Below are 21415 nucleotides of genomic sequence, written 5' to 3'. Positions count from 1 at the left end.
TCCGGAGACAGGCGGTCAGGCCGGGCGTTCCACTGCGTCGAACGTCTCCAGCGCGTGCCGGAGAGCCGCGAGCACCTCGCCCATCGAGCCGTCCCGGCTGAAACCCGCCGCCGCGCGGTGGCCACCTCCACCGAGCAGCCCCGCCGCCGCGGCGACGTCGACGCGTCCCTTCGACCGCAGCGAGGCGGTCCAGCGCGCGGGGCCGACCTCTTTCAGCACCGCGGCGACCTCGGCCTCGGCGGTGGTGCGGAGCACGTCCACGACGCTGTCGATCTCCTCGACGCGGAAGCGGGTGGTGTCGGCCGACGACACACACGCGTGCACCAGGCCCAGACCACCGGCCGCGTCCGGCTCCAGCACAGCGCTCTGCAGGAGCTTGCCCAACGCGTCCAGCCATCCGTAGGGATGGGTGTCCATGAGCGGCCCCACCACCGCCTCGGCATCCACCCCGGCGGCCAGGAGGTCGGCCGCCATGCGGTGCGCCGCCGCACCCGCCGTGCGGAACCCGCGGGTGTCGGTGACCAGCCCCGCGTACAGGCACCGGGCGATGTCGGCGTCGAGCGGCTCCCCCATCGCGACCAACACGCGGTGGGCCAGCACGACCGTGGCCTCCGCCCGGGGGTCCAGCACCTGGACGTCGCCGAACCCCGGGTTGGACGCGTGGTGGTCGATCATGACCGACGAACCGGCGGCGTCCAACCGGTTCGCCAGGCTCCCGAGCCGGGACGGCTCGGCGGCGTCGCAGGCCACCAGCACCTGGGGGGCGATCGGCACCTGGTCCGGGAGGACCACCAGCCCCAGCACGTCCAGCGGGAGAAGCGTCTCGGGCACCTGCTCCGGCGTCGCGAACGACACCCGGACCGCGGCGCCGCGGCGCCGCATCGCGATGCCCAGAGCCAGCGCGCTCCCGAGCGAGTCGGCGTCCGGGTTGACGTGGGCCAGCAGGGTGACGTCCTGCGCCCCCGTCAGCACCGCGCCGGCAGCCGCGACGCACGCGTCGAGGGAGCCGGCCACCCCCGCCCCGTCGTCACAGGGGGCACCGCGTGCGATCACTCCTCCTCGGCTCGCTCGCGCGGGGTGCGGTAGGGGTCGGGATCACCTGCCGGACGGGCCCCTGCCGCGAGCCGGGCCACCTCGGCATCGGACTCCCGCGTGCGAGCCAGTAGCTCCTCCATACGGCGAGCCTCGTCGGGCACCTGGTCGGGCACGAACGCGAGCGACGGCGTGTGGCGGATACCGGTGCCCGCCCCCACCAGGGAGCGCAGGACGCCGGTGGCGCTCGCCAGGGCGGCGGCAGCACCTGCGGTGTCGGGATCGGCGTCGACCGTCTCACCCAGCACCGTGTAGTAGAGCGTGGCCTCCCGGAGGTCACCGGTGACGCGCGTGTCGGTGATCGTCACCATCTTCAGGCGCGGGTCCTTGACCTCGTGTTCCAGGGCGGCAGCCACGATCTGCGAGATCCGCTTGGCCAGCCGGCGGGCGCGGGCCTGGTCCACCATCACGTGCTCCTCTAGGTCTTACGACTCGTCGTCGTCGGGGCCCAGCATGCGCTGCCGGGCCGACAGCAGCTCGAGCTCGGGGCGGGCGGCCACGAGCCGCTCGCACCGGTCGAGCACCTCGGTGACATGCCCGTGGTCGGCCGCCACACAGCTGACGCCGAGCAGTGCACGGCGATGCAGGTCGAGGTGGCCCGCCTCGGCGACAGCCACCTCGAACTTGCGACGCAGCTCAGCCAGGACAGGCCGGACCACCGACCGCTTCTCCTTGAGGGAATGGACGTCCCCCAGGAGGACGTCCAGTTCCAGCGCTCCGACGAACATGGGGGTCTCCACGGCCATCCGGTGAACGCCGCGGGGGGAGCGGCGGAACCGCTCCCCCCGCGTCGCGTCAGCTCCTCGGCTTCTCGCGCATCTCGAAGGTCTCGACGACGTCGCCGACCTTGATATCGCTGTAGTTGCCGAGGGTGAAACCGCACTCGAAGCCCTCGCGGACCTCGACCACGTCGTCCTTGAACCGCCGCAGCGAGCTGATCGGCAGGTTGTCCGCGATCACCACGCTGTCGCGCAGCAGCCGGCCCCGCGCGTTGCGCCGGATCGTGCCGGACATCACGAGGCAACCGGCGATCGTGCCGACGCGCGAGGACTTGAAGACCTCGCGGACCTCGGCCCGGCCCAGCTCGACCTCCTCGAACTCGGGCTTGAGCATGCCCTTGAGCGCCTTTTCGATGTCCTCGATGGCCTGGTAGATCACCGAGTAGTACCGGATCTCCACGCCCTCGCGGTTGGCCAGCTCCGTGGCCTTGCCCTCGGCCCGGACGTTGAAGCCCAGGACGATGACGTTGTCGGCGATGGCGAGGTTGATGTCGCCCTCGGTGATGCCACCGACACCGCGGTGGATCACCCGCAGCTCCACGTCCTCGCCGACCTCCAGCTGCAGCAACGCGTCCTCGAGGGCCTCGACCGTTCCCGAGTTGTCGCCCTTGATGATCAGGTTGAGCTGGTTGGTCTCCTTGAGCGCGGCGTCCAGGTCCTCCAGGCTGACCCGCTTGCGACGCGACGCCAGCTCGGCGTTGCGCTCGCGGGCCCGGCGCCGGTCGGCGATCTGGCGAGCCACCCGGTCCTCGTCGACGACGAGGAACGTGTCGCCTGCGCCTGGCACCGAGGTGAACCCGATGACCTGCACCGGACGCGACGGGAACGCCTCGATGACGTCCTCGCCGTGCTCGTCGAACATCCGCCGGACGCGCCCGGAGGCGTCGCCCGCGACCACCGAGTCGCCGACCCGGAGCGTGCCGCGCTGCACCAGCACCGTGGCCACCGGGCCGCGACCGCGGTCCAGGTGGGCCTCGATCGCGACGCCCTGCGCCTCCATGTCGGGGTTGGCCCGGAGGTCGAGGGAGGCGTCGGCGGTGAGCAGGATCGCCTCCAGCAGCTGGTCGATGTTGATGTTCTCGCGCGCCGAGATGTCGACGAACATCGTGTCGCCGCCGTACTCCTCGGCCACCAGCCCGTACTCGGTGAGCTGCTGACGGATCTTGGCGGGGTTGGCCCCCTCCTTGTCGATCTTGTTGACCGCGACCACGATCGGCACGTCGGCCGCCTGGGCGTGGTTGATCGCCTCCACCGTCTGCGGCATCACGCCGTCGTCGGCCGCGACCACGATGACCGCGATATCCGTCGACTTGGCACCGCGGGCACGCATGGCGGTGAACGCCTCGTGGCCCGGGGTGTCGATGAACGTGATGGGCCGCTCGTAGCCCTCCAGCTCGGTGACCACCTGGTAGGCACCGATGTGCTGGGTGATGCCGCCGGCCTCGCCCTCCATGACGTTGGCCTTGCGGATCGTGTCGAGGAGGCGCGTCTTGCCGTGGTCGACGTGACCCATGACGGTGACGACCGGCGGCCGGATGACCAGGTCCTCCTCGCCACCGGCGTCCTCGCCGTAGGAGATGGAGAAGCTGTCGAGCAGCTCGCGGTCCTCCTCCTCGGGGCTGACGACCTGCACCTGGTAGTTCATCTCGGTGCCGAGCAGCTCGAGGATCTCGTCGGACACCGACTGCGTGGAGGTGACCATCTCACCGAGGTGGAACAGCACCTGCACCAGCGACGCCGGGTTGGCGTTGATCTTGTCGGCGAAGTCGGTGAGCGAGGCACCACGCGGGAGCTTGATCGTCTCGCCGTGGCCCTTCGGCAGGCGGACGCCGCCGACCGAGGGGGCCTGCATCGAGTCGAACTCCTGGCGCTTCTGCCGCTTCGACTTGCGACCCTTGCGGGCCGGCCCACCGGGACGACCGAACGCACCCGCGGCTCCACCGCGGCCACGGCCACCGGCACCACCGGGACGACCGCCACCGCCGCCACCGGGACGGAAACCGCCACCGGCCGGGGCACCGCCGCCACCGGGACCACCCGGGCCACCGCCACCGGGGCGGAAGCCACCGCCACCGGGACGACCACCGGGACCGCCCGGACGTCCGCCCGGACCACCGGGGCGCCCACCGGGGCCACCGGGACCGCCACGGCCACCGGGACCACCAGGACCACCACGCCCTGCAGCCGGACGCGCCGGCATCATGCCGGGGTTCGGCCGCGGAGGCATGTTGCCGGGCGACGGGGGACGCGGGCCGGCGCGGCCGGGCTCACCCGGACGCGGAGCCGAGGGACGAGGCCCACCGGGACGGGGACCGCCCTGGGGGGCGGGGCCGCCCTGAGCCGGACCCTGACCCTGACCGCCCTGAGCCGGGGGCTGCCCCGGAGCGGGCGGGCCGGGACGCGGCGGGGCCGGACGCGGCGGGGCGCCGGAACCGACGCCGAACGGGTTGTTGCCCACCCGCGGCGTGCGCGGGCCGGGACGCGGGCCACTCGGCCGCGGCGGCACGACAGTGCTCGGGTCGGCGGCGGCGGGCCGCTGCTGACCGGGCGTGGCCGGGCTCTGCGAGCCGGGCTGCGGACGCCCGGACTGGCCGGGCGCGGGCCGCTGCGGCGCGGGACCGGGCGCGGGCCGGGTGGCCGGCTGAGCCGGCGCCGAAGCGGCCGGAGCCTGCGCGGCGGGAGCCTCAGCGGCCGGAGCCTGCGCGGCCGGGGCCGGGGCGGCGGGCTGCTGTGGCTGGCTGCGCTCGGGCTCCTGCCGGGACGGCACGGCCGACGGTCCGGGCCGGGGCCCGGGACGCGGGCCGCTGGGCCGCGGACGGTCCTGCGACCCGGTCGAGGCGGGCGCCGGTGCGGACGCCGCCGGGGCGGCGGGCTGCGGACGCGGGCCGGGCACCGGACCACCGGCAGAGGGCTGCGCCGGGCGCGGCGGGACCGCCGACGGGCTGGGGGCGGAACCCCCGGGCCGGGGCCTGCCACCGGAACGTCGGCCACCGGAGTCGCCGTTGGACATGGATTCGCGAAGTTTCCGGGCCACGGGGGCCTCGACGGTCGAGGACGGGGACTTCACGTACTCGCCGAGATCCTGCAACTTGCTCAGGACTTGCTTGCTGCTGACGCCGAGCTCTTTGGCGAGCTCGTGCACGCGGGCCTTGCCTGCCACTGCACTCCTTGTTTATCGGAGGCCGGCGGCGGTTTCCGCTCGACCTCGAACCTAGTGTCGAAGCACGTTCATGGTGCGATCTTCACGACTGGCTCATGACGGGTCGACCTTGCTTCCTCGTGTGACGGACCCGGGTCTCTCCCGGGCCCCGCTCGCGGTACTGCCCATCCGCACTGCATCGTTCGCGTGCTCGCTCAGACCCCCACCTTCGATTCCGGCCCGTACCGGACCGGTGTCCAGCGGACCCGGGACGCGTAACGCCCGCGGGAACGCCGAGCGCCGCTCGGCACGGTCCAGGCACTCCGGAACCGGGTGCAGCCATGCACCCCGTCCGGGGAGCCGTCGCCGTGGGTCCGGGGTGAGTACCCCGTCCACCACGACGACCCGCAACAGATCGTCGGCCGTTGATCGGCTCCGGCATCCTATGCAGGTCCGAACAGGTCCCGCCACGGATCGGAGATCCGGAGCGGGGATCGGACGAGCGGGAGCCAAACCCGAAGTGTGGGCCGTGGTGGAGTGTAGCGCAGCACCGTTGTGCGTTTCGCCCTCGCCGGGTACGCCGCGGCTCAGCCGACCGACTCCGACTCGGGGGCGTCCACGGCCCCGCGGGGGTCGGCGTCGCTGCGGATGTCGATGCGCCACCCGGTGAGCCGGGCCGCCAACCGGGCGTTCTGGCCCTCCTTGCCGATGGCCAGCGAGAGCTGGAAGTCGGGCACCACGACCCGGGCGGTCTTGGTGCGGGCGTCCAGGACCGTGACCGACACCACTTTCGAGGGCGACAGGGCGTTGCCCACGAACGTCGCGGGGTCCTCGGACCAGTCGATGATGTCGATCTTCTCTCCGGCCAGCTCGCTCATCACGCCCCGCACCCGGGCCCCGACGGGCCCGATGCACGCGCCCTTGGGGTTGACGCCCGGCACGGTCGAGCGGACGGCGATCTTGGACCGGTGACCGGCCTCCCGGGCCACCGCGACGATCTCCACCGAGCCGTCGACGATCTCCGGGACCTCGAGGGCGAACAGCTTGCGGACGAGGTTGGGATGCGTCCGGCTCAACGTGATCTGCGTCCCACGCATTCCCCGGGTCACGCCGACCACGTAGCACCGGATGCGCGACCCGTGCTCGTACCGCTCGCCGGGGACCTGCTCCGCCTGCGGCAGCACACCCTCGGTCTGGCCGCTCAGCTGCACGATCACCACACCGCGGGCGTTGGCGCGGGCGTCGCGCTGGATGACGCCCGCGACGATCTCGCCCTCCTTCGCGGCGAACTCGCCGTAGGTTCGCTCGTGCTCGGCGTCGCGCAGCCGCTGCACGATCACCTGGCGGGCCGTGGTGGCGGCGATCCGGCCGAAGCCCTCGGGGGTGTCGTCCCACTCGGAGTCGACGGCCCCGTCCGGGCCCATCTCCTGCGCCATGACCCGCACCGCGCCGGTCTTGCGGTCGATGTCGATGCGGGCGTGGGCCTGGTGCCCGTCGGTGTGCTTGTAGGCGGTGAGCAGCGCGGTCTCGATGGCCTCGATGACCGTCTCGAACGGAATGTCCTTCTCACGTTCGATGGTGCGCAACGCCGCGATGTCGACGTTCATGCCGTGTCCTCCTGAGGTGGCTCGGACGCCCCCTGCAGCAGCTGCAGCTCGGCCTCGGGTGCTGGCCGGAACTCCACCTGCACGCCGGCGTGGTCCACGTCGGCGTAACGCAGCTCGCGCAGCTCGCCGTCGACGAGGAGCGTGACCGCGTCCTCGCCTGCCCGGCCGACCCGGCCGGTGAACGTCGCGCCCTCGCGGGTGCGGACGGCGACCTGGCGCAGATGGGCTCGCCGCCAGTGGCGGGGGCCGGTCAGCGGGCGGTCCACGCCCGGCGAGGTGACCTCGAGCGTGTAGGAGCCGCCGATGAGGTGCTCGTGCTGGTCCAGCTCGGCCGAGACGAGCCGGGACAGATGCGCGATGTCGTCGAGCCCGATGCCGGAGTCGGAATCCACCACGACCTTGATGGTGTGACGACGGCCCGCGGCACGCACGTCGAGCTGGTCCAGCTCGAATCCGGCGTCGCGGACGATCGGTTCCAGCACGCCGTGCAGCTGCTCGGGCGGCTGCCCGGCATCCTGCGCGGGGCGGGGGGAGGGCATCGTGACTCCTGCTCGTTCGGTTCTCCGCCTACGCGGCACTGCGGCGGATGCCGCTTCCCGGGTGCGGTGGGTTTGCCAGGGTATCGCGCCGCACCATGGCAGCGGCCTGGCAGGATGGGCGAGCGGCGAGCAGGGTGAGGAGAAGTCGTGAGAGCACCGTCCGGGCCGGCGTCCGTGCCCGGGATCAGCCGTCGCCGGGTGCTCGCCGGACTTCTCCTGCTACCGCCCGCGCTGGCCGGCTGCTCGATCGGCGCCGGCGCAGGCGACGGTCCCGATCCGCTGATCGCGCTCGCCGAGGCCGCCCGCAGCGACGCCGCACTGGCCGCCGCGGCCGTGGCCGCATCGCCCGCCCTCGCCGACCGGGTGCGCCCGCTGGCCGACGCCCGCACCGCGCACGCGGTCGCCCTCGAGGCCGAGGTGGCCCGCGCCGACCCCGACCGGGCCCCGGTGCAGCCCACCACGCCGCCCGCCCGCCCGGCCTCGACCGTCACCCTGGCCCAGGTGCGCGCCGCCACGGTCGCCTCCGGCCAGGCGGCGGCCGGCGCGGTACTCACCCTGCCCGTCGACCGCGTCGGGCTCGTCGCCTCGGTGGCGGCGTGCTGTGCCGCGTACGCGGAGGTGCTCGGATGACCGAACCGCCTCCGCCCGGTGGGCCCACGATCGACAAGACGGCCATGGCCGCGCTGCAGAACGCACTCGCGGCCGAGCACGCCGCGCTGTGGTGCTACACCCTCATCCCCGCGTTCCTGCCGCCCGACCAGATCAAGCAGGCCGACGCCGACGCCGACGCGCACCGGAAGCTGCGCGGTGCGGTCGAGCAGACCCTCAGCCTGTACGGGGCGCAACCGGTGTCGGCCCAGCCCGCGTACCACACGCCCCAGCCGGTGGTGGACGGTCCGTCCGCGGCCGCGCTGGCCGTCGTGGCGGAGACCGACGCGCTCACCGCGTGGCTGTCGGTGGTGGAGCACACCACCGACCGCCAGCTGCGCCAGGCGTCGCTGTCCGCCCTCACCTCGGGCACGCTCCGCTGCGCCCGGTGGCGGGTGGTCGTCAGGACGCCCCCCGCGATCCCGATCTTCCCGGGCCGGCCCTGACCCGGCGCTCGTCAGGTGAGGGCCGCCAGTGCGCGGGCGCTGTCGGCCTCGGTGTTGTAGAGGTGGAACGCCAGCCGGGCGGCCCCGGCCCGGCCGCTGGCCACGACCCCCGCGGCGGTCAGCCGTTCCATCGCCTCCGGCGTGCGGACGGCGACGATCGCCGACCCGGCAGGCTCCATCCCCAGCGCCGCGCGGAACCGGTCGGCCAGCCCGACGCAGTGTGCGTGCACTGCCGCGCGGTCGAGCCCGGCGAGCCAGGGCAGGGCGGCGGCGGCACCCACGTGGCTGTACCAGGCGGGCGACGTGTCGAGGGACCGCGCATCGGGAGCGAGCCGCATCGGCATGCGGTAGATGTCGGCCCAGCGGTCCGCGGAGGCGTACCACCCCGCCGACGTCGGCACGAGCTCCAGCTCGGGCCGCACCGCCATCCACGCCGCCCCGCGTGGGCTCAGCAGCCACTTGTAGGCGGCGGCCACGACGACGTCGGCCCAGCTGAGGTCGGCGTCGAACCAGCCGAGTGACTGGCTCGCGTCAAGCAGCACGCGGGTGCCGCTCGCCCGGGCGGCCCGCAGGGCGTCGAGGTCGGCGACCCGGCCGTCGGCGGACTGGACGACGCTGACCGCGACGAGGTCGTGGTCGGCGGCCCGCTCCCCCAGCTCCGCGGGCTCGGCCACCGTGACCGTCACGCCACGGGCGGACTGGGCCGCGAAGGGCCAGCTCACGCTGGTGAACTCCCCCGACGCCACGAGCACCCGCGTCCCGTCGGGCACGCTCGCTGCCACCAACCCGACGAGCTCGGACACCGCCGAGCCGATCGCCACCCGCTCCACATCGAACCCCACGAGCCCGGCGAAGGCGGCCCGGGCGAGCTGGACCGGCTGTTCGAAGTCGCCGGGTCGCCCGGCGCCCGTGCGCCAGTCCCGCACCGCGGACTCGACGGCATCGGCGGCCGCCGCGGAGGGGATGCCGATACCTGCCGTGTTGAGGTAACCGTCGGGGACGTCGAACTCCTGACCGAATGCGCTGCGCATGAGGCGGGACACTACGAGGATGGACAGCCAGCTGATCGAGATCCGCACCGGTTCCCGGGAGACCGTGGTGGACCTGACCGACGAGATCGCCGCCTTCCTGCGTTCGACCGGTGCCCGTGACGGCCTGCTGCACGTGTGGGTTCCGCACGCCACGGCGGGCCTCGCCGTGATCGAGACGGGCGCAGGCAGCGACACCGACCTGCTCGCCGCGCTGCGTGACCTGCTCCCCGCCGACGACCGCTGGGGGCACCGGCACGGCAGCCCGGGGCACGGCCGCGACCACGTCCTGCCGGCGATCATCGCGCCGTCGATGTCCGTGCCGGTTCTCGACGGGCGCCCCGCGCTCGGCACGTGGCAGTCGGTCTGTCTCGTCGACACCAACGGCGACAATCCCGTCCGGTCGGTGCGGCTGTCGTTCCTGGCGGGTTGAGCGCAGCGTCCGCCCTCTACCCTTGATCCGTGACGACGAACGGTGGAGCGCAGCCGCCGCAGCCCGGGCCCGACGACCGGCAGTCCGACCGGACGGCCCCGTCGGAACCCGTCACCCGCAAGCTGCCACCGGACCCTGGTGCGGACGCCGCACCGGGGTCCGCACCGGACACCAACCCGTGGAGTGCGCCGACCACGGAGCCGGGCCCGGATCCTGCGCCGGAGGCGTCCCCGTGGACCCCGCCCCCACCGTCCACGCCACCGTCGTCGCCGCGGACGATGCCGGAGACCTCGCCCTGGACGCCGCCACCCGCGGCGGAGCCCGCCACGGAGGCCTCCCCGTGGACACCGCCACCGGCACCGCCGAACGCACCGGACACCAACCCGTGGAGCACGCCGCCGACGACGGATCCGGGCCCCACCACCGAAGCCCCCACCGCAGCCACCGCCTGGACCGCGCCACCCGCCACGGCCCCCGAGACCGCGCCGTGGGGCCTGCCGGTGGTGGACGCTCCACCCCCGCCGGGGCCGACGGAGGCCGGGGCCTGGGGGCCGCCCACCCCGCCTGCGCCGTGGGCCGCTCCGCCACCACCGCCTGCCGCGGGCGCGCCATGGGCCGGGCCCGGGCCGTCGCCGTATGCAGGGCAGGCCGGAGGGTCGTGGCCACCTCCGGGCCCCCAGGGGTGGCCCGGGAGCGGCCCGGCGGTTGCGCCCACCGGCCCGCCCCGGCGCAGCCGGCGGACGCTCATCGCGCTCGTGGCCGTGGGAGCCGTGGTGCTCGCCGGTCTCGGCGTCGGCAGCTATCTGCTGATCGGGTCGCGCACGGACGCAGCCGGGGCCGGGCCGGTGGCCGCGATCCAGACCCCCGTCCTCAGCTATGACGTCCCGGCCGACTGGACGCAGGGCGGGGACCCGCTGACCAACCCCTTCGGGCTCGACTTCACGGGTGTGGCGCGCGGCCCCGAGTACTCGTGCGGCGGCCGGTCCTTCGTCCGCGGGATCGTGGCGAGCGCGGTGCTGCCGGGGACGGTCGCGCTGACCTCCGTGCCGGCGCTGACGCAAGGTCTCGCCCAGGCCCTCTACACCCCGCCCGACGGCAGCAGGCCGGACGTCACGGCAGGAGCAGCGCGCCCGATCGACGTCGGCGGTGTCCAGGGCACCCTGGTGGAGGCGACGGCGCGGACCGCGACCGACGACGGGTGCCTGGCCACCGCGGGCACCGTCCTCGTGCTCGCCGTGCCGACCACGGGGACGGACGGGAAACCGGCCATGGCGGTGCTCCTGGTGAACGGGGACGACGCCGGCGGCCCGCCGGAAGCTCCCCCGTCGCCGTCCCGGGCCGCGCTCGACGCGATCGTGGCCAGCGCCCGACCGGTCACGATCTGACGCGGGCGGGCTCGGCTGCCGCCGGGGAGGCGACGGGTCAGCGCACCCCGGGGGGTGCCTCGAACAGGAACGTCCGTCCGCCGAGCCGCACGCGGGTGCCCGCCACCAGCCAGCGTGACTGCCGTGGTGGCAGTGCCGTCCAGGCCGACTCTCCCGGGCCCGCCACGAACGTGCCGTTGCGCGACCCGGAGTCGACGAGCAGCACGTCCCAGCCGTTGACGCGGATCTCGGCGTGGGCCCGCGACACCGCCCCGGACGGGTCCTCGACGAGGAGCGAGCGCAGCGAACCGGCCCGGACCCGGGGGTCCGCCTCCGGCATCCGGCCCACGAGATAGTCGCCGTCGACGCTGTGGGTGGCGCCGTCGTCGAAGATCAGCGTGCCCAGCGACGGCCGCGGACCGGAGACGAGCGCGCCGCCGCGGTCCTCCACCCGCGTCCCGCATGTCAGGCAGGACTGCGAGCGTGGGTCGTTGAGATGGCCGCGCGGGCAGAGGTGGCCGCGTACCTGCGGTGCCTCGGCCCCGCTCGGGTGGGCCTCGACTGCTGCGGCGTCGCCGGTTGGCCGGGCCGGTTGCTTCGACGGCTCCGGCGGCACGACGCCGGGGACCCGCTCGACCTGCAGCTGCGTCTGCTCCGCAGGACTCTCCGGCTGCACCCGGGCCGCGGCGGGCTTCGAGGTTCCGGCGGCGCCCGCGGCGCGGCCTGCCGACTTGTCCTCCTCCGGCCGGCCGTGGCGGGGGCCGCCCCCTCGCGGGGGAGCGTCGGCCTCCGCGACGTCGGAGGCGGCGGCGAACCACGCGTCCGACTGGATCGCCGTCGCGGAACCGCCGTTGGCCCGACGCCGCGAGGAGTCCGGGGCGAGCGGGTGCACCGACGCCACGCCCGACCCACCGGACTCGGCCCCGGTGGCATCGTCGCGGCCCTGGTTGCGGGGCACCAGCTGGGCGACGGGCGCGAGGCCACCCGGTGCGGCATCGTCGGACCCCGGGTCGCGCGTGCCTCCGGGATCTCCGGCGGCACCGTTCGGGCCGGCACCCTTGGTGGCGGCCCCGTTCGTGGCTGCACCGTTCTGGCCGGCAGCGTTCTGGCCGGCACCGTTCTGGCCGGCACCGTTCTGGCCGGCGCTGTTCTTGCCGGGTTCGTTCCGGGCGGCGCCGTTCTTGGCGGCCCTGCCGGCGGATGCGCCGGCCGATGCGGTGCGGCGAGGATCGTGCTGGCCGGTGCTGCCCCGACCGGCCGCATCGCGGTCCGGTGCACCCCGGCCGGCGTCCTTGCGGTCCGACGCCCGGCCCGTCGCGGCACCGCCCGAGGACGAGCTGACCGACCCGGCCCCGTTCGACCCGGCCCCGTTCGACCGAGAACCGTTCGGGCCGGCCCCATGGGAGCCGGCCCCGTTCTGACCCGCTCCGTTGACGACCGCGCCGTTCGACCCGGCACTGCCCGCCCCGGTGGTGCCGGACCCTGCTCTCCCCGTACCGGCCCCGTTCGGGCCACCCGGTGGGGCACCGCCGGTCCGTCGGTCGCCAGGCTGGGTGCGGTCGGCGGTGCCGCGACCCGGAGCGGCCCGGTCAGCGCCACCCGCCTCAGGACGCTCCGATCCCGCGCGGCCCTTGTCGGCTCCGCCCGCTCCCGTGCCCCCGGCGGCGGCACGACCCGAGTCGGTGCGGCCGGTAGCGGCGCGGTCAGCGTTGCCACCCGCCGCGGCCCGGCCCTGGCCGGCCCGCTCGGCGCCGACCTGCCCGGCACGGTCCGGTTCGGCCGCACCGGCAGCCGGAGCACGACCCGGCCCGCTGCCACCCGGAGCAGCGGACCCGGCCCCAGCGCCACGCGCACCGGCGGCACCGGTGGCCCGGCGGGTCGCGTCGGCACCGTCGGACTCGGCGCGCGCCGGCGGGCGCTGCGGCTCGGCCGCGCGGGACGCAGTGGAGGCCGTCGCAGCCCGGCCCGCCTGCCCGGTACCCGACTGCTCGCTGCCCGACCGGGCGTCGTCGCCGGACCTGCCCCCGGCGGAGCTGTCCGAGGAGGACCGCTCGCTGCTGGACCGGTCGCTGCTGGATCGGGCGCCCTCGGGCTCGGCACGACCGGCGTCGGCTGATCCCCGGCCCGCAGCCGCGGTGGACGAGCGGGCGGCGGCCCCACCTGCGGCGGCCTTCCCGGCCTCGGCCCCGTTCCGGCGGTCTCCACCGCTCCGGTCGGCACCGTTCCGCTCGGCGCCGGCCAGCCCGACGACCTCCGCCGCAGCGGAACCGCGGGCGTCGGCACCGGCGTCGTCATCGGCGGCCTCGCGGACGGGCGCACCGGCTGCCGCGGAGTCAGCGGAACCCGCGCCCGGTGGCGCGTCGTTCCCCGCTCGTCCGTCGGACTCGTCGTCACGCTCCCCGTCGGCGCTGCCGCCGGACTCGGGGAGCGCGAAGTCGTGGCTCCCCACCGCCCGCAGCACCGAGCCGTTGGCTCCGAGGCCACCCCGGCCGGCACCGACGCGCCCGGCTCGCCCGCGGCGGGCACCCGGCGGGGTGCCACCCGGCCGCTCGGCACCGGCCCGGCGGGCTCCCGCCGGTAGCCCGGGCCACGCACCGTTGATCGACCCGGACCCCGCCCGGCCGGCAGCGGAACCACCCCGGGTGTCCCCGATGTCGCTGCCCAGCAGCTCTGCGCCCAGCACCTCGCTGTCCAGCGCCTCGCTGCCGCCGAGCATCCCGTGCCAGGCGGGACTGTCGTCCGCGCTCAGGTCGGCGGACCGCCGGTTCGCCGCCCGGCCGCCTGCCGTCGGGCCGGCGTCGGTCAGGTTCCACGGGGAGCGTTCGAGCTCGACCGGAACGTCGTTGAGGTCCGGCCACGCCGAGTCGGCAGGCGACCGCGACGCCACCTCCTCCGCGGGGTCGCCCCCGGCGGGGCGGCGCGAGTGGACGAGCACGGCGCCCGCTCCCGGCACCACACCGGACCGTAGGTCGTGCACGCCGTCCACCAGGTCGGACGGGACCCGGCTGCCCTCGAGCACGAGCACTCCGGGGGCGGCCTGCCGCGGCAGCAGCCGGTCGGTCCACGTGGCGGCGTGGGCACCGGACAGCTCGATGCCGCTCTCGGGGACGACCAGCCCGACCGAGCCGAACAGGAACACGGCCCACTGGTCACCGGTGATCGCGACGGTGCCGAACCGCAGGTCCGCCTTGGGGGCGTCCGGGCCACCGAGCCACATCGCCAGGCGCCGGGCCAGGGTGCGGCCCGGGTCGGGGCCTGCGGTGCCTGCGCACACGTCCAGCAGACGGCGCAGGACCGCGCGGTCCGCACAGTCGGCCACGCAGACCAGGCCGGGCCAGCGTCCGACGACCCCGTCGCCGGGCACGACGGCGGCCCGTAACGCGTCGAAGTCCATTCGGGTCAACCTCCTCCCGCGGAACCGCCGGGGCGCGATCTGCCGACGCCGAGGGAGGCGGCACGGGTCCGGATCGGAGCGTCACGCGTGGGGAGCGCCGCTCGATCCTCGTGCCGCAGCCTCGCGTCCGCTGCGTCGAGCACCGGCAGACCGCGTTCAGGGCGATACGGAGGACGGCATGCTCGTGCATGCGCGCCCTCCGCACCGCCCGACGTCACACGCGGACAGTCGATCATGCGGAGCGCAGTGCCGCTAGGGGCGATTGCTACTGCTTCTGCACCAGATCGGCGAGGTGCGCTGTTGCGCCGTTCAGCGGTATCTCGACACGCTCACCGCTTCGCCGATCCTTCACCTCGATCACCCCGTTGGCCAGACCGCGGCCCACCACGACGATCGTCGGGACGCCGATCAGCTCGGCGTCGGCGAACTTGACGCCGGGTGATGCCTTGCGGTCGTCGAGCAGCACCCGCAGGCCCGCGGCCTCCAGGTCGGCGGCCAGCGCCTCCCCGCCCGCCAGCAGCTCCTCCGACTTCCCCGCGACGACGACGTGCACGTCGGCCGGGGCGACGGCCCGCGGCCAGATCAGGCCGGAGTCGTCGTGGCTCTGTTCGGCGATCACCGCGACGAGCCGCGACACGCCGATGCCGTAGGAGCCCATCGTGATCCGGACGGGCTTGCTGTCCGGACCGAGGGCGTCGAGCGAGGCCGCGTCGGCGTACTTGCGGCCGAGCTGGAAGACGTGGCCGATCTCGATGCCGCGGGCCGCCTCGAGGTCGCCGCTGCCGTCGGGGGCCGGGTCGCCCTCGCGCACCTCGGCCGCCTCGATCGTGCCGTCGGGGGTGAAGTCCCGGCCGCACACCAGGTCGACGACGTGGTGGTCGGGCTTGTCGGCCCCGGTGACCCAGGCCGTGCCCCGCACGACCCGGGGGTCGACCAGGTAGCGCACGCCGTTGGCGGCGAGTGCCCCCGGCCCGATGTAGCCCTTGACCAGGAACGGCGCCTTCGCGAAGTCGGACTCGTCGAGCAGCTCGACCTCGGCGGGGTCGAGCGCCGCCTCCAGCCGCTTCATGTCCACGTCGCGGTCGCCGGGCACCCCGACCCCGAGCAGCGTCCACTCCGACTGGCCCGGCCTGCGCGTCTTCACGAGCACGTTCTTCAGCATGTCGGCCGCGGTGAACGTGCGGCCGAGGTCAGCACGGTTGAGGAAGTCGACGAGCGTGGCGATCGTGGGGGTGGCGGGCGTGTGGTGCGCCTGCGCGGCGGGCAGGCCATCGATCGGCTGCTCCGGCGGCGCGGGCGTGGTGACGGCCTCGACGTTCGCGGCGTAGCCGCCGGGGCTGCGCACGAACGTGTCCTCGCCGGTGGGCGCGACGGCCAGGAACTCCTCCGACGCCGAGCCGCCCATCGCCCCGGAGGTGGCCGCGACGATCACGTACTCCAGCCCGAGCCGGTCGAAGATCTTGACGTAGGCCTCGCGGTGGCGCCGGTAGGACTCGGACAGCCCGTCGTCGCTCAGGTCGAAGGAGTAGGAGTCCTTCATGAGGAACTCCCTGCCGCGCAGGATGCCGGCCCGGGGCCGCGCCTCGTCCCGGTACTTCGTCTGGATCTGGTAGAGCATCACCGGGTAGTCCTTGTAGGACGAGTACTCACCCTTGACCAGCTGCGTGAACAGCTCCTCGTGGGTGGGGCCCAGCAGGTAGTCGGCGCCCTTGCGGTCCTTGAGCCGGAACAGGTTGGGGCCGTACTCGGTCCAGCGACCCGTCGCCTCGTAGGGCTCGCGCGGCAGGAGCGCCGGGAAGTGGATCTCCTGGGCGCCGATGGCGTCCATCTCCTCGCGCACCACCTGCTCGACCGCACGCAGCACCTTCAGCCCGAGCGGCAGCCAGGAGTAGATCCCCGGCGCGACGCGTCGGACGTAGCCGGCACGGACGAGCAGCTTGTGGCTCGGCACATCCGCGTCGGCCGGGTCCTCGCGCAGGGTCCTCAGGAACAGCGACGACATCCGGGTCAGCACCTGGGAAAGGGTAGCGACGTCCCCCCGCCCGGGTCCTGCCGGTTCCCCCTGCACAGCAGCCCGGCGCCCCCCGCGGGGACGGCGGGCTCCCTCATCCCTGCAGCAGATGCCGGTTGACCGCACGCACCTCGGCCGCGAGATCGGACATCTCGATGACCTCCAACCCCGCCGCGCGCAGCAGCTCCGCCCCCTCGCAGTCGACGAAGATCGACGGCTCCCGCCAGGCGAACACCACCCGGTCGACCCCGGCAGCCAGGATCAGCTCGGTGCAGGTCCGCGGATGCGACGCCCGCACGCTGCACGGTTCGAGCGTGGTGTAGACGGTGGTCCCCGGCTCGGCCCGCCACCCCTCGCCGAGCGTGGCGAGCGCGGTCTCCTCGGCGTGGTCGTGCGGGTCGCGCTGGCGGGAGTACCCCTCGGCGAGGACCCGCCCGTCCGCCGCGGTGACGAACGCGCCCACCGAGAACGCCGTGTCGGACGGCGGGCAGCACCGCGACAGGTCGATCGCGGCTCTGAGCATCGCCCGGTCAACCGTTGTCGTCATCGGTGTCTCCCAGCAGGTACCGCAGCAGCACCACGTCGTCCACGGTCCGCACCTCGGCCAGCCGCATCCGGTGCCGGACGTCGTGCGGGAACGTCCCCGCGCCGACGAACCGCGGTGCGCCGGGGTCGCCGACGAAGAACGGCGCCACGACGAGGTGGATCTCGTCCACCAGGCCGGCGGTGAGGAACAGAGTGTGCACCGCTGTCCCGCCCTCGACCATCAGCCGCCGCACGCCGCGGCCGTCGAGGTCGGCGAGGATGCTCCGCGGGTCGACGGGGTCGCCCGCGCCGACCACGGTGGCCACGGCCCCGAGCCGGGCCTGCGCCGCGCCGACCGCGGCCGTGGGCACGTAGACGACCCGCTCCTGCGGGCCCGTGGTGAACAGGCGAGCGGCCGGGTCCAGGTCACCGCTGCTGCTGATCGTCAGCCGGAGCGGATGGGCGCTGCGTCCCGCGGCGACGCGCGCGGCGACCCGCTCCGGGGATCGGATGAGCAGGCGCGGGTCGTCCCGGCGGACCGTGGTGGCCCCCACGAGGATCGCGTCCACCCCGGCCCGCTCGGCGTCGACGCGGTCGAGGTCGGCCGCGCCGGACAGGATGAGACGCTGGTCGGACCGGTCGTCGATGCAGCCGTCCACCGAGGTCGCGACGGACAGCAGCACGTAGGGCCGAGAGCTCACGGCCCGATCATCCCCCTGAGAGCAGCGGGACACCGGCAGGGGCGACTCAGCTCACCAGCAGTTCCGTGAGCAGCGAGCTCACGGTGGCGGCCTCGATGAGGAAGCCGTCGTGCCCGTAGGGGGACTCGATCATCCGCAGTGGACCACTCCCGGGGATCCCCGCGGCCAGCTCGGCCTGTTGGTGGGTGGGGTACAGCCGGTCGGAGCTGATCCCGGCCACGAGCGTCCTCGCGGTGACCCGGCCCAGCGCGGCGGCGACACCGCCCCGGCCGCGGCCCACGTCGAAGGCGTTCATCATCTCGGTGAGCCGGACGTAGGACGCCGCGTCGAAGCGGCGCACGAGCTTCTCGGCGTGGTGGTCGAGGTAGGACTCCACGGCGTAGCGGCCGCCGTGCCACGGGTCCTCACCGTCCTGTGGGTCGCGGCCGAACCGTTCCGACAGCTCGAAGGGGCTGCGGTAGCTCAGGTGCGCCATCCGCCGCGCGATGCCCAGTCCGAGGTGGGGCCCGTGCCCGGGCGGTGCGGAGTGGTAGTCGCCGCCGCGCCAGCCCGGGTCGCTGCGGATCGCGGCCAGCTGCGGCGCGGCCCACCCGATCTGGTCGGCGGACGTGGCGGCCGGGCAGGCCAGCAGGAACAGCCGTTCGACCCGGTCGGGCTCGGCGACCGCCCACTCAACGGCACGCATGCCGCCCATCGAGCCGCCCACCACGCAGGCCCACCGCCCGATGCCCAGCTCGTCGGCCAGCACGGTCTCCGCGGCCACGGCGTCGCGGGTGGTGACGAGCGGGAAGCGGCTGCCCCACGTCCTGCCGTCGGGCGCCGGTGACGACGGTCCGGTGCTCCCCTGGCAGCCACCCACGACGTTGGGCGCCACGACGAACCAGTGAGCGGGGTCGAGCGCGCGGCCCGGCCCGATCAGCTCGTCCCACCAGCCCGCGGTGGCGTGCCCCTCACCGGCGGGGCCGGCCACGTGGCTGTCGCCCGTGAGGGCGTGCAGCACGAGTACGGCGTTGGACGCGTCGGCGTTCAGCGTCCCCCAGGTCTCGTAGGCCAGCCGGACGCCGGGCAGCTCACCGCCCGACTCCAGCCGCAGCGGGGCGGGGAGCGTCACCCACCGCCGCCGGCCCGGGGCGTCCCCCTCCCGCCAGGCACCGCTGGCGGGAGGGAGATCGGTCGTCACCACACTCACGGGGCGCCCCTGTGCTCGCTCCGTGACACTCGTGCGTCGAGAACGGACGTGCTCACGCTCCCTTGGCCGCCCGGAAGCCCGCCTCGAGGTCGGCCTTGAGGTCCTCGATGCCCTCCAGCCCGACGGAGAGCCGCACCAGCCCCGGGCTCACGCCGGTGGCCAGCTGCTCCTCGCCGGAGAGCTGGCTGTGCGTGGTGCTGGCCGGGTGGATCACCAGGCTGCGGACGTCGCCGATGTTGGCGAGGTGGCTGTGCAGCTCCAGGGCGTCGACGAACCTCCGCCCCGCCTCGACACCACCGCGGATGTCGAACGCGACCACTGCCCCGGCTCCACGCGGCAGGTACTTCTGCCCCAGCTCGTACCACGGGCTGGACGGTAGCCCCGCGTAATGCACCTTCTCGACCTCGTCGCGCTGCTCCAGCCACTCGGCGAGCGTCTGCGCGTTCTGCACATGGCGCTCGATGCGCAGCGACAGGGTCTCGATGCCCTGGATGAGCAGGAAGCTGTTCTGCGGGGAGATCGCCGGGCCGAGGTCACGCAGCAGCTGGACGCGCAGCTTGATGATGTAGGACTGCGGGCCGAGCGCCTCCCAGTAGTTGAGGCCGTGGTAGCTCGGGTCCGGAGTGGTCAGGCCGGGGAAGCGGTCGGCGTGCTCACCCCACGGGAAGTTGCCGGAGTCGACCACGACGCCGCCGATCGCGGTGCCGTGCCCGCCGAGGAACTTCGTGGCCGAGTGCACGACGATGTCGGCGCCGTGCTCGATGGGACGCAGCAGGTACGGCGTCGGCACCGTGTTGTCGACGACCAGCGGGAGTCCCAGCTCGTGCGCCGTGTCGGCGACCGCGCGGACGTCGAGCACGTTGCCGCGCGGGTTGCCGAGTGTCTCGGCGTAGAACAGCTTCGTGTTCGGGCGGACGGCGGCGCGCCACGCGTCGAGGTCGTCGGGGTCGTCGACGAACGAGACCTCGATGCCCAGCTTCGGGAACGTGTAGTGGAAGAGGTTGTACGTGCCGCCGTACAGCGAGGCGCTGGAGACGAGGTGGTCGCCCGCCTCGGCGATGTTGAGGATGGCGAGCGTCTGGGCCGCCTGGCCGGAGGCGAACGCGACGGCCGCGATGCCGCCCTCGAGCGCGGCGACGCGCTGCTCGAGGACGTCCTGGGTGGGGTTCATGATCCGCGTGTAGATGTTGCCCAGCTCGGTGAGCCCGAACAGCGCGGCGGCGTGCTCGGTGTCGCGGAACGTGTAGGACGTGGTCTGGTAGATCGGGGTGGCGCGCGCACCGGTGGTCGGGTCCGCGTGGGCGCCCGCGTGCACCTGCTTCGTCTCGAAGGACCAGGCGGCGGTCGGGTCGGGGGTGTCGGACACAGTTCTCTCCCTGGAGTTCGGGTGGTGTCGAGAGTGCGACCGAAGGTCGCCGGGGGGCCGAGTCAGCGGCCGGTACAGGCCGCGCTCGTGACCCGCATGAAGTCCACATGCCGGCGCGCCACGAGGCAGATCACGCGCTGGACCGTAATGCGGCGGTCATCTGTGCACAACCGCGGAGCACGTCACCCACATGTGGATCTTCGTGCGCCCGGACCCGCTCAGGCGGCCTCGCCGGCACATGGGGTTAGCCTCGGCCGGTGCTCGTCCTGCTGCCCCCGTCGGAGACGAAGGTCGACGGCGGCGACGGTCCGCCCCTACGGCTGGACGTGCTGCCCCACCCGGAGCTCGGCCAGGTGCGCAAGGAGCTCGCGCACGAGCTCGTCGAGCTGGCCGGGAACGTGGCGGACTGCCGCACCGCACTGGGCCTCTCGGCGAAGCAGGACGCCGAGGTGGCCCGCAACGCCGCGCTGTTCGACTCCCCGACGATGCCCGCACTGCACCGCTACACCGGCGTGCTCTACGACGCACTCGACGCCGGTTCGCTGCGCGGGGCCGCAGCCGCCCGGGCCAGGGGCCGCCTGGCCGTCGGGTCGGCGCTGTTCGGTCTGCTCCGCGCGGACGACCCGGTGCCGGCCTACCGCCTCTCGGCGGGCTCGGCGCTGCCCGGCCGTCCCACGCTCGCCGCCCGCTGGAAGCCGGTGCTGGAGCCGGTGCTCGCCGGGATCGCCGCCGGGGAGCTGGTCGTCGACCTGCGGTCCGGGTCGTACGCCGCGCTGGGCCGGGTGCCCGGGGCGGTGACGGTCACCGTGCTCGCCGAGCGCCCGGACGGCACCCGCGGCGTGGTGAGCCACTTCAACAAGGCGCACAAGGGCAGGCTCGCCCGGCTGTTGGCCGGCACCCGGGCCGAGCCGACGGACGCCGCCGGCGTGGCCGCGATCGCCCGGCGCGCCGGCATGCAGGTCGAGCGCGCGGGCCCCACGGCCCTGGAGATCATCCTTCCCGCCTGAACGCCTGGCGGCCCAGGTAAATCCGTTGCGCCGTCGGGCGCGCGTGCAGCACGCTGACCGCCGAGCAGCCGGACTACCGGCCTGAAGGACAGGAGGAGGTGCGTCATGTCGATCGCCGCCCGGGACGTGGCCCGCCCCCGTCCGATC

At 74.5% G+C, this 21415-nt stretch carries 20 protein-coding genes; 5 read left to right on the top strand and 15 right to left on the bottom strand.

The annotated features are described in order from the left end of the window. Nucleotides 1-15: 15 nt before the first annotated feature. From HF577_RS14420 to rimP, 7 genes are all read right to left on the bottom strand, one after another. Nucleotides 16-1014, bottom strand: a complete 999-nt coding sequence (locus HF577_RS14420; RefSeq protein WP_169396372.1) for a DHH family phosphoesterase — start codon at nt 1012-1014, stop codon at nt 16-18. 35 nt (nt 1015-1049) lie between these two features. Next, on the bottom strand, nt 1050-1499 hold the full coding sequence (rbfA, locus tag HF577_RS14415) for a 30S ribosome-binding factor RbfA (protein WP_169396349.1): 450 nt from the start codon (nt 1497-1499) through the stop codon (nt 1050-1052). Nucleotides 1500-1517: 18 nt separating this feature from the next. After that, nucleotides 1518-1820, bottom strand: coding sequence for a DUF503 domain-containing protein (locus tag HF577_RS14410; protein WP_169396371.1), 303 nt, complete (start codon nt 1818-1820; stop codon nt 1518-1520). 67 nt (nt 1821-1887) lie between these two features. Continuing rightward, the gene (gene infB / locus HF577_RS14405) at nt 1888-5031 is read right to left on the bottom strand and encodes a translation initiation factor IF-2 (RefSeq protein WP_169396348.1); all 3144 of its coding nucleotides are present in this window, start codon (nt 5029-5031) and stop codon (nt 1888-1890) included. A gap of 93 nt (nt 5032-5124) precedes the next feature. Further along, nucleotides 5125-5481 carry a YlxR family protein gene (locus HF577_RS14400; protein ID WP_312859131.1) on the bottom strand — a complete coding sequence of 119 codons (357 nt, stop codon included), beginning with the start codon at nt 5479-5481 and terminating at the stop codon, nt 5125-5127. A gap of 116 nt (nt 5482-5597) precedes the next feature. Continuing rightward, on the bottom strand, nt 5598-6617 hold the full coding sequence (gene nusA, locus HF577_RS14395; RefSeq protein WP_169396346.1) for a transcription termination factor NusA: 1020 nt from the start codon (nt 6615-6617) through the stop codon (nt 5598-5600). Beyond that, a complete protein-coding gene (gene rimP, locus HF577_RS14390; RefSeq protein WP_169396345.1) occupies nt 6614-7156 on the bottom strand; it encodes a ribosome maturation factor RimP in 543 nt (180 codons plus the stop codon). The genes nusA and rimP overlap by 4 nt, the downstream gene beginning before the upstream one ends. 147 nt (nt 7157-7303) lie before the next feature. Here rimP and HF577_RS14385 point away from each other — a divergent pair, with 147 nt between their 5' ends. Then, nucleotides 7304-7786: a hypothetical protein gene (locus HF577_RS14385; RefSeq protein ID WP_169396344.1), complete on the top strand. Its 483-nt coding sequence runs from the start codon at nt 7304-7306 to the stop codon at nt 7784-7786. Further along, nucleotides 7783-8250: a ferritin-like domain-containing protein gene (locus tag HF577_RS14380; RefSeq protein WP_169396343.1), complete on the top strand. Its 468-nt coding sequence runs from the start codon at nt 7783-7785 to the stop codon at nt 8248-8250. The genes HF577_RS14385 and HF577_RS14380 overlap by 4 nt, the downstream gene beginning before the upstream one ends. Before the next feature lie 11 nt (nt 8251-8261). On the opposite strand, the gene HF577_RS14375 is transcribed toward HF577_RS14380, so the two are convergent. Beyond that, entirely contained in the window at nt 8262-9281 is a 1020-nt protein-coding gene (locus HF577_RS14375) for an aminotransferase class V-fold PLP-dependent enzyme (protein WP_169396342.1), read from the bottom strand. 19 nt (nt 9282-9300) lie between these two features. Between HF577_RS14375 and HF577_RS14370 the strand changes: the two genes are divergently transcribed. Further along, nucleotides 9301-9711 carry a secondary thiamine-phosphate synthase enzyme YjbQ gene (locus tag HF577_RS14370; protein ID WP_169396341.1) on the top strand — a complete coding sequence of 137 codons (411 nt, stop codon included), beginning with the start codon at nt 9301-9303 and terminating at the stop codon, nt 9709-9711. Nucleotides 9712-9727: 16 nt separating this feature from the next. Here HF577_RS14370 and HF577_RS37470 read toward each other — a convergent pair whose 3' ends face one another. Beyond that, nucleotides 9728-10459, bottom strand: a complete 732-nt coding sequence (locus HF577_RS37470; protein ID WP_211174269.1) for a hypothetical protein — start codon at nt 10457-10459, stop codon at nt 9728-9730. Nucleotides 10460-10466: 7 nt separating this feature from the next. Here HF577_RS37470 and HF577_RS37465 point away from each other — a divergent pair, with 7 nt between their 5' ends. Further along, nucleotides 10467-11096, top strand: coding sequence for a hypothetical protein (locus tag HF577_RS37465; RefSeq protein ID WP_211174268.1), 630 nt, complete (start codon nt 10467-10469; stop codon nt 11094-11096). Nucleotides 11097-11133: 37 nt separating this feature from the next. Here HF577_RS37465 and HF577_RS39255 read toward each other — a convergent pair whose 3' ends face one another. The 6 genes from HF577_RS39255 to HF577_RS14335 all read right to left on the bottom strand — a co-directional run bounded on the left by HF577_RS39255 (nt 11134) and on the right by HF577_RS14335 (nt 20261). Further along, the gene (locus tag HF577_RS39255) at nt 11134-14469 is read right to left on the bottom strand and encodes an FHA domain-containing protein (RefSeq protein WP_169396339.1); all 3336 of its coding nucleotides are present in this window, start codon (nt 14467-14469) and stop codon (nt 11134-11136) included. Nucleotides 14470-14734: 265 nt separating this feature from the next. Next, nucleotides 14735-16483: a proline--tRNA ligase gene (locus HF577_RS14355; RefSeq protein ID WP_169396338.1), complete on the bottom strand. Its 1749-nt coding sequence runs from the start codon at nt 16481-16483 to the stop codon at nt 14735-14737. 91 nt (nt 16484-16574) lie between these two features. Beyond that, the gene (locus tag HF577_RS38275; RefSeq protein WP_169396337.1) at nt 16575-17027 is read right to left on the bottom strand and encodes a cytidine/deoxycytidylate deaminase family protein; all 453 of its coding nucleotides are present in this window, start codon (nt 17025-17027) and stop codon (nt 16575-16577) included. Next, nucleotides 17011-17706 carry a RibD family protein gene (locus tag HF577_RS38270; RefSeq protein WP_169396336.1) on the bottom strand — a complete coding sequence of 232 codons (696 nt, stop codon included), beginning with the start codon at nt 17704-17706 and terminating at the stop codon, nt 17011-17013. The genes HF577_RS38275 and HF577_RS38270 overlap by 17 nt, the downstream gene beginning before the upstream one ends. Before the next feature lie 46 nt (nt 17707-17752). Next, a complete protein-coding gene (gene metX, locus HF577_RS14340; RefSeq protein WP_169396370.1) occupies nt 17753-18889 on the bottom strand; it encodes a homoserine O-acetyltransferase MetX in 1137 nt (378 codons plus the stop codon). 58 nt (nt 18890-18947) lie between these two features. After that, nucleotides 18948-20261, bottom strand: coding sequence for a bifunctional o-acetylhomoserine/o-acetylserine sulfhydrylase (locus HF577_RS14335; protein ID WP_169396335.1), 1314 nt, complete (start codon nt 20259-20261; stop codon nt 18948-18950). A gap of 257 nt (nt 20262-20518) precedes the next feature. Between HF577_RS14335 and yaaA the strand changes: the two genes are divergently transcribed. After that, nucleotides 20519-21268, top strand: coding sequence for a peroxide stress protein YaaA (gene yaaA / locus HF577_RS14330; protein ID WP_169396334.1), 750 nt, complete (start codon nt 20519-20521; stop codon nt 21266-21268). Nucleotides 21269-21415: the final 147 nt, after the last annotated feature.

This window comes from Pseudonocardia xinjiangensis, assembly GCF_012911925.1.
GTDB classification, from domain to species: Bacteria; Actinomycetota; Actinomycetes; order Mycobacteriales; family Pseudonocardiaceae; genus Pseudonocardia; species Pseudonocardia xinjiangensis.
Note: the sequence above shows the minus strand (reverse complement) of the source record. Positions and strands in the feature narration are given on the sequence as shown.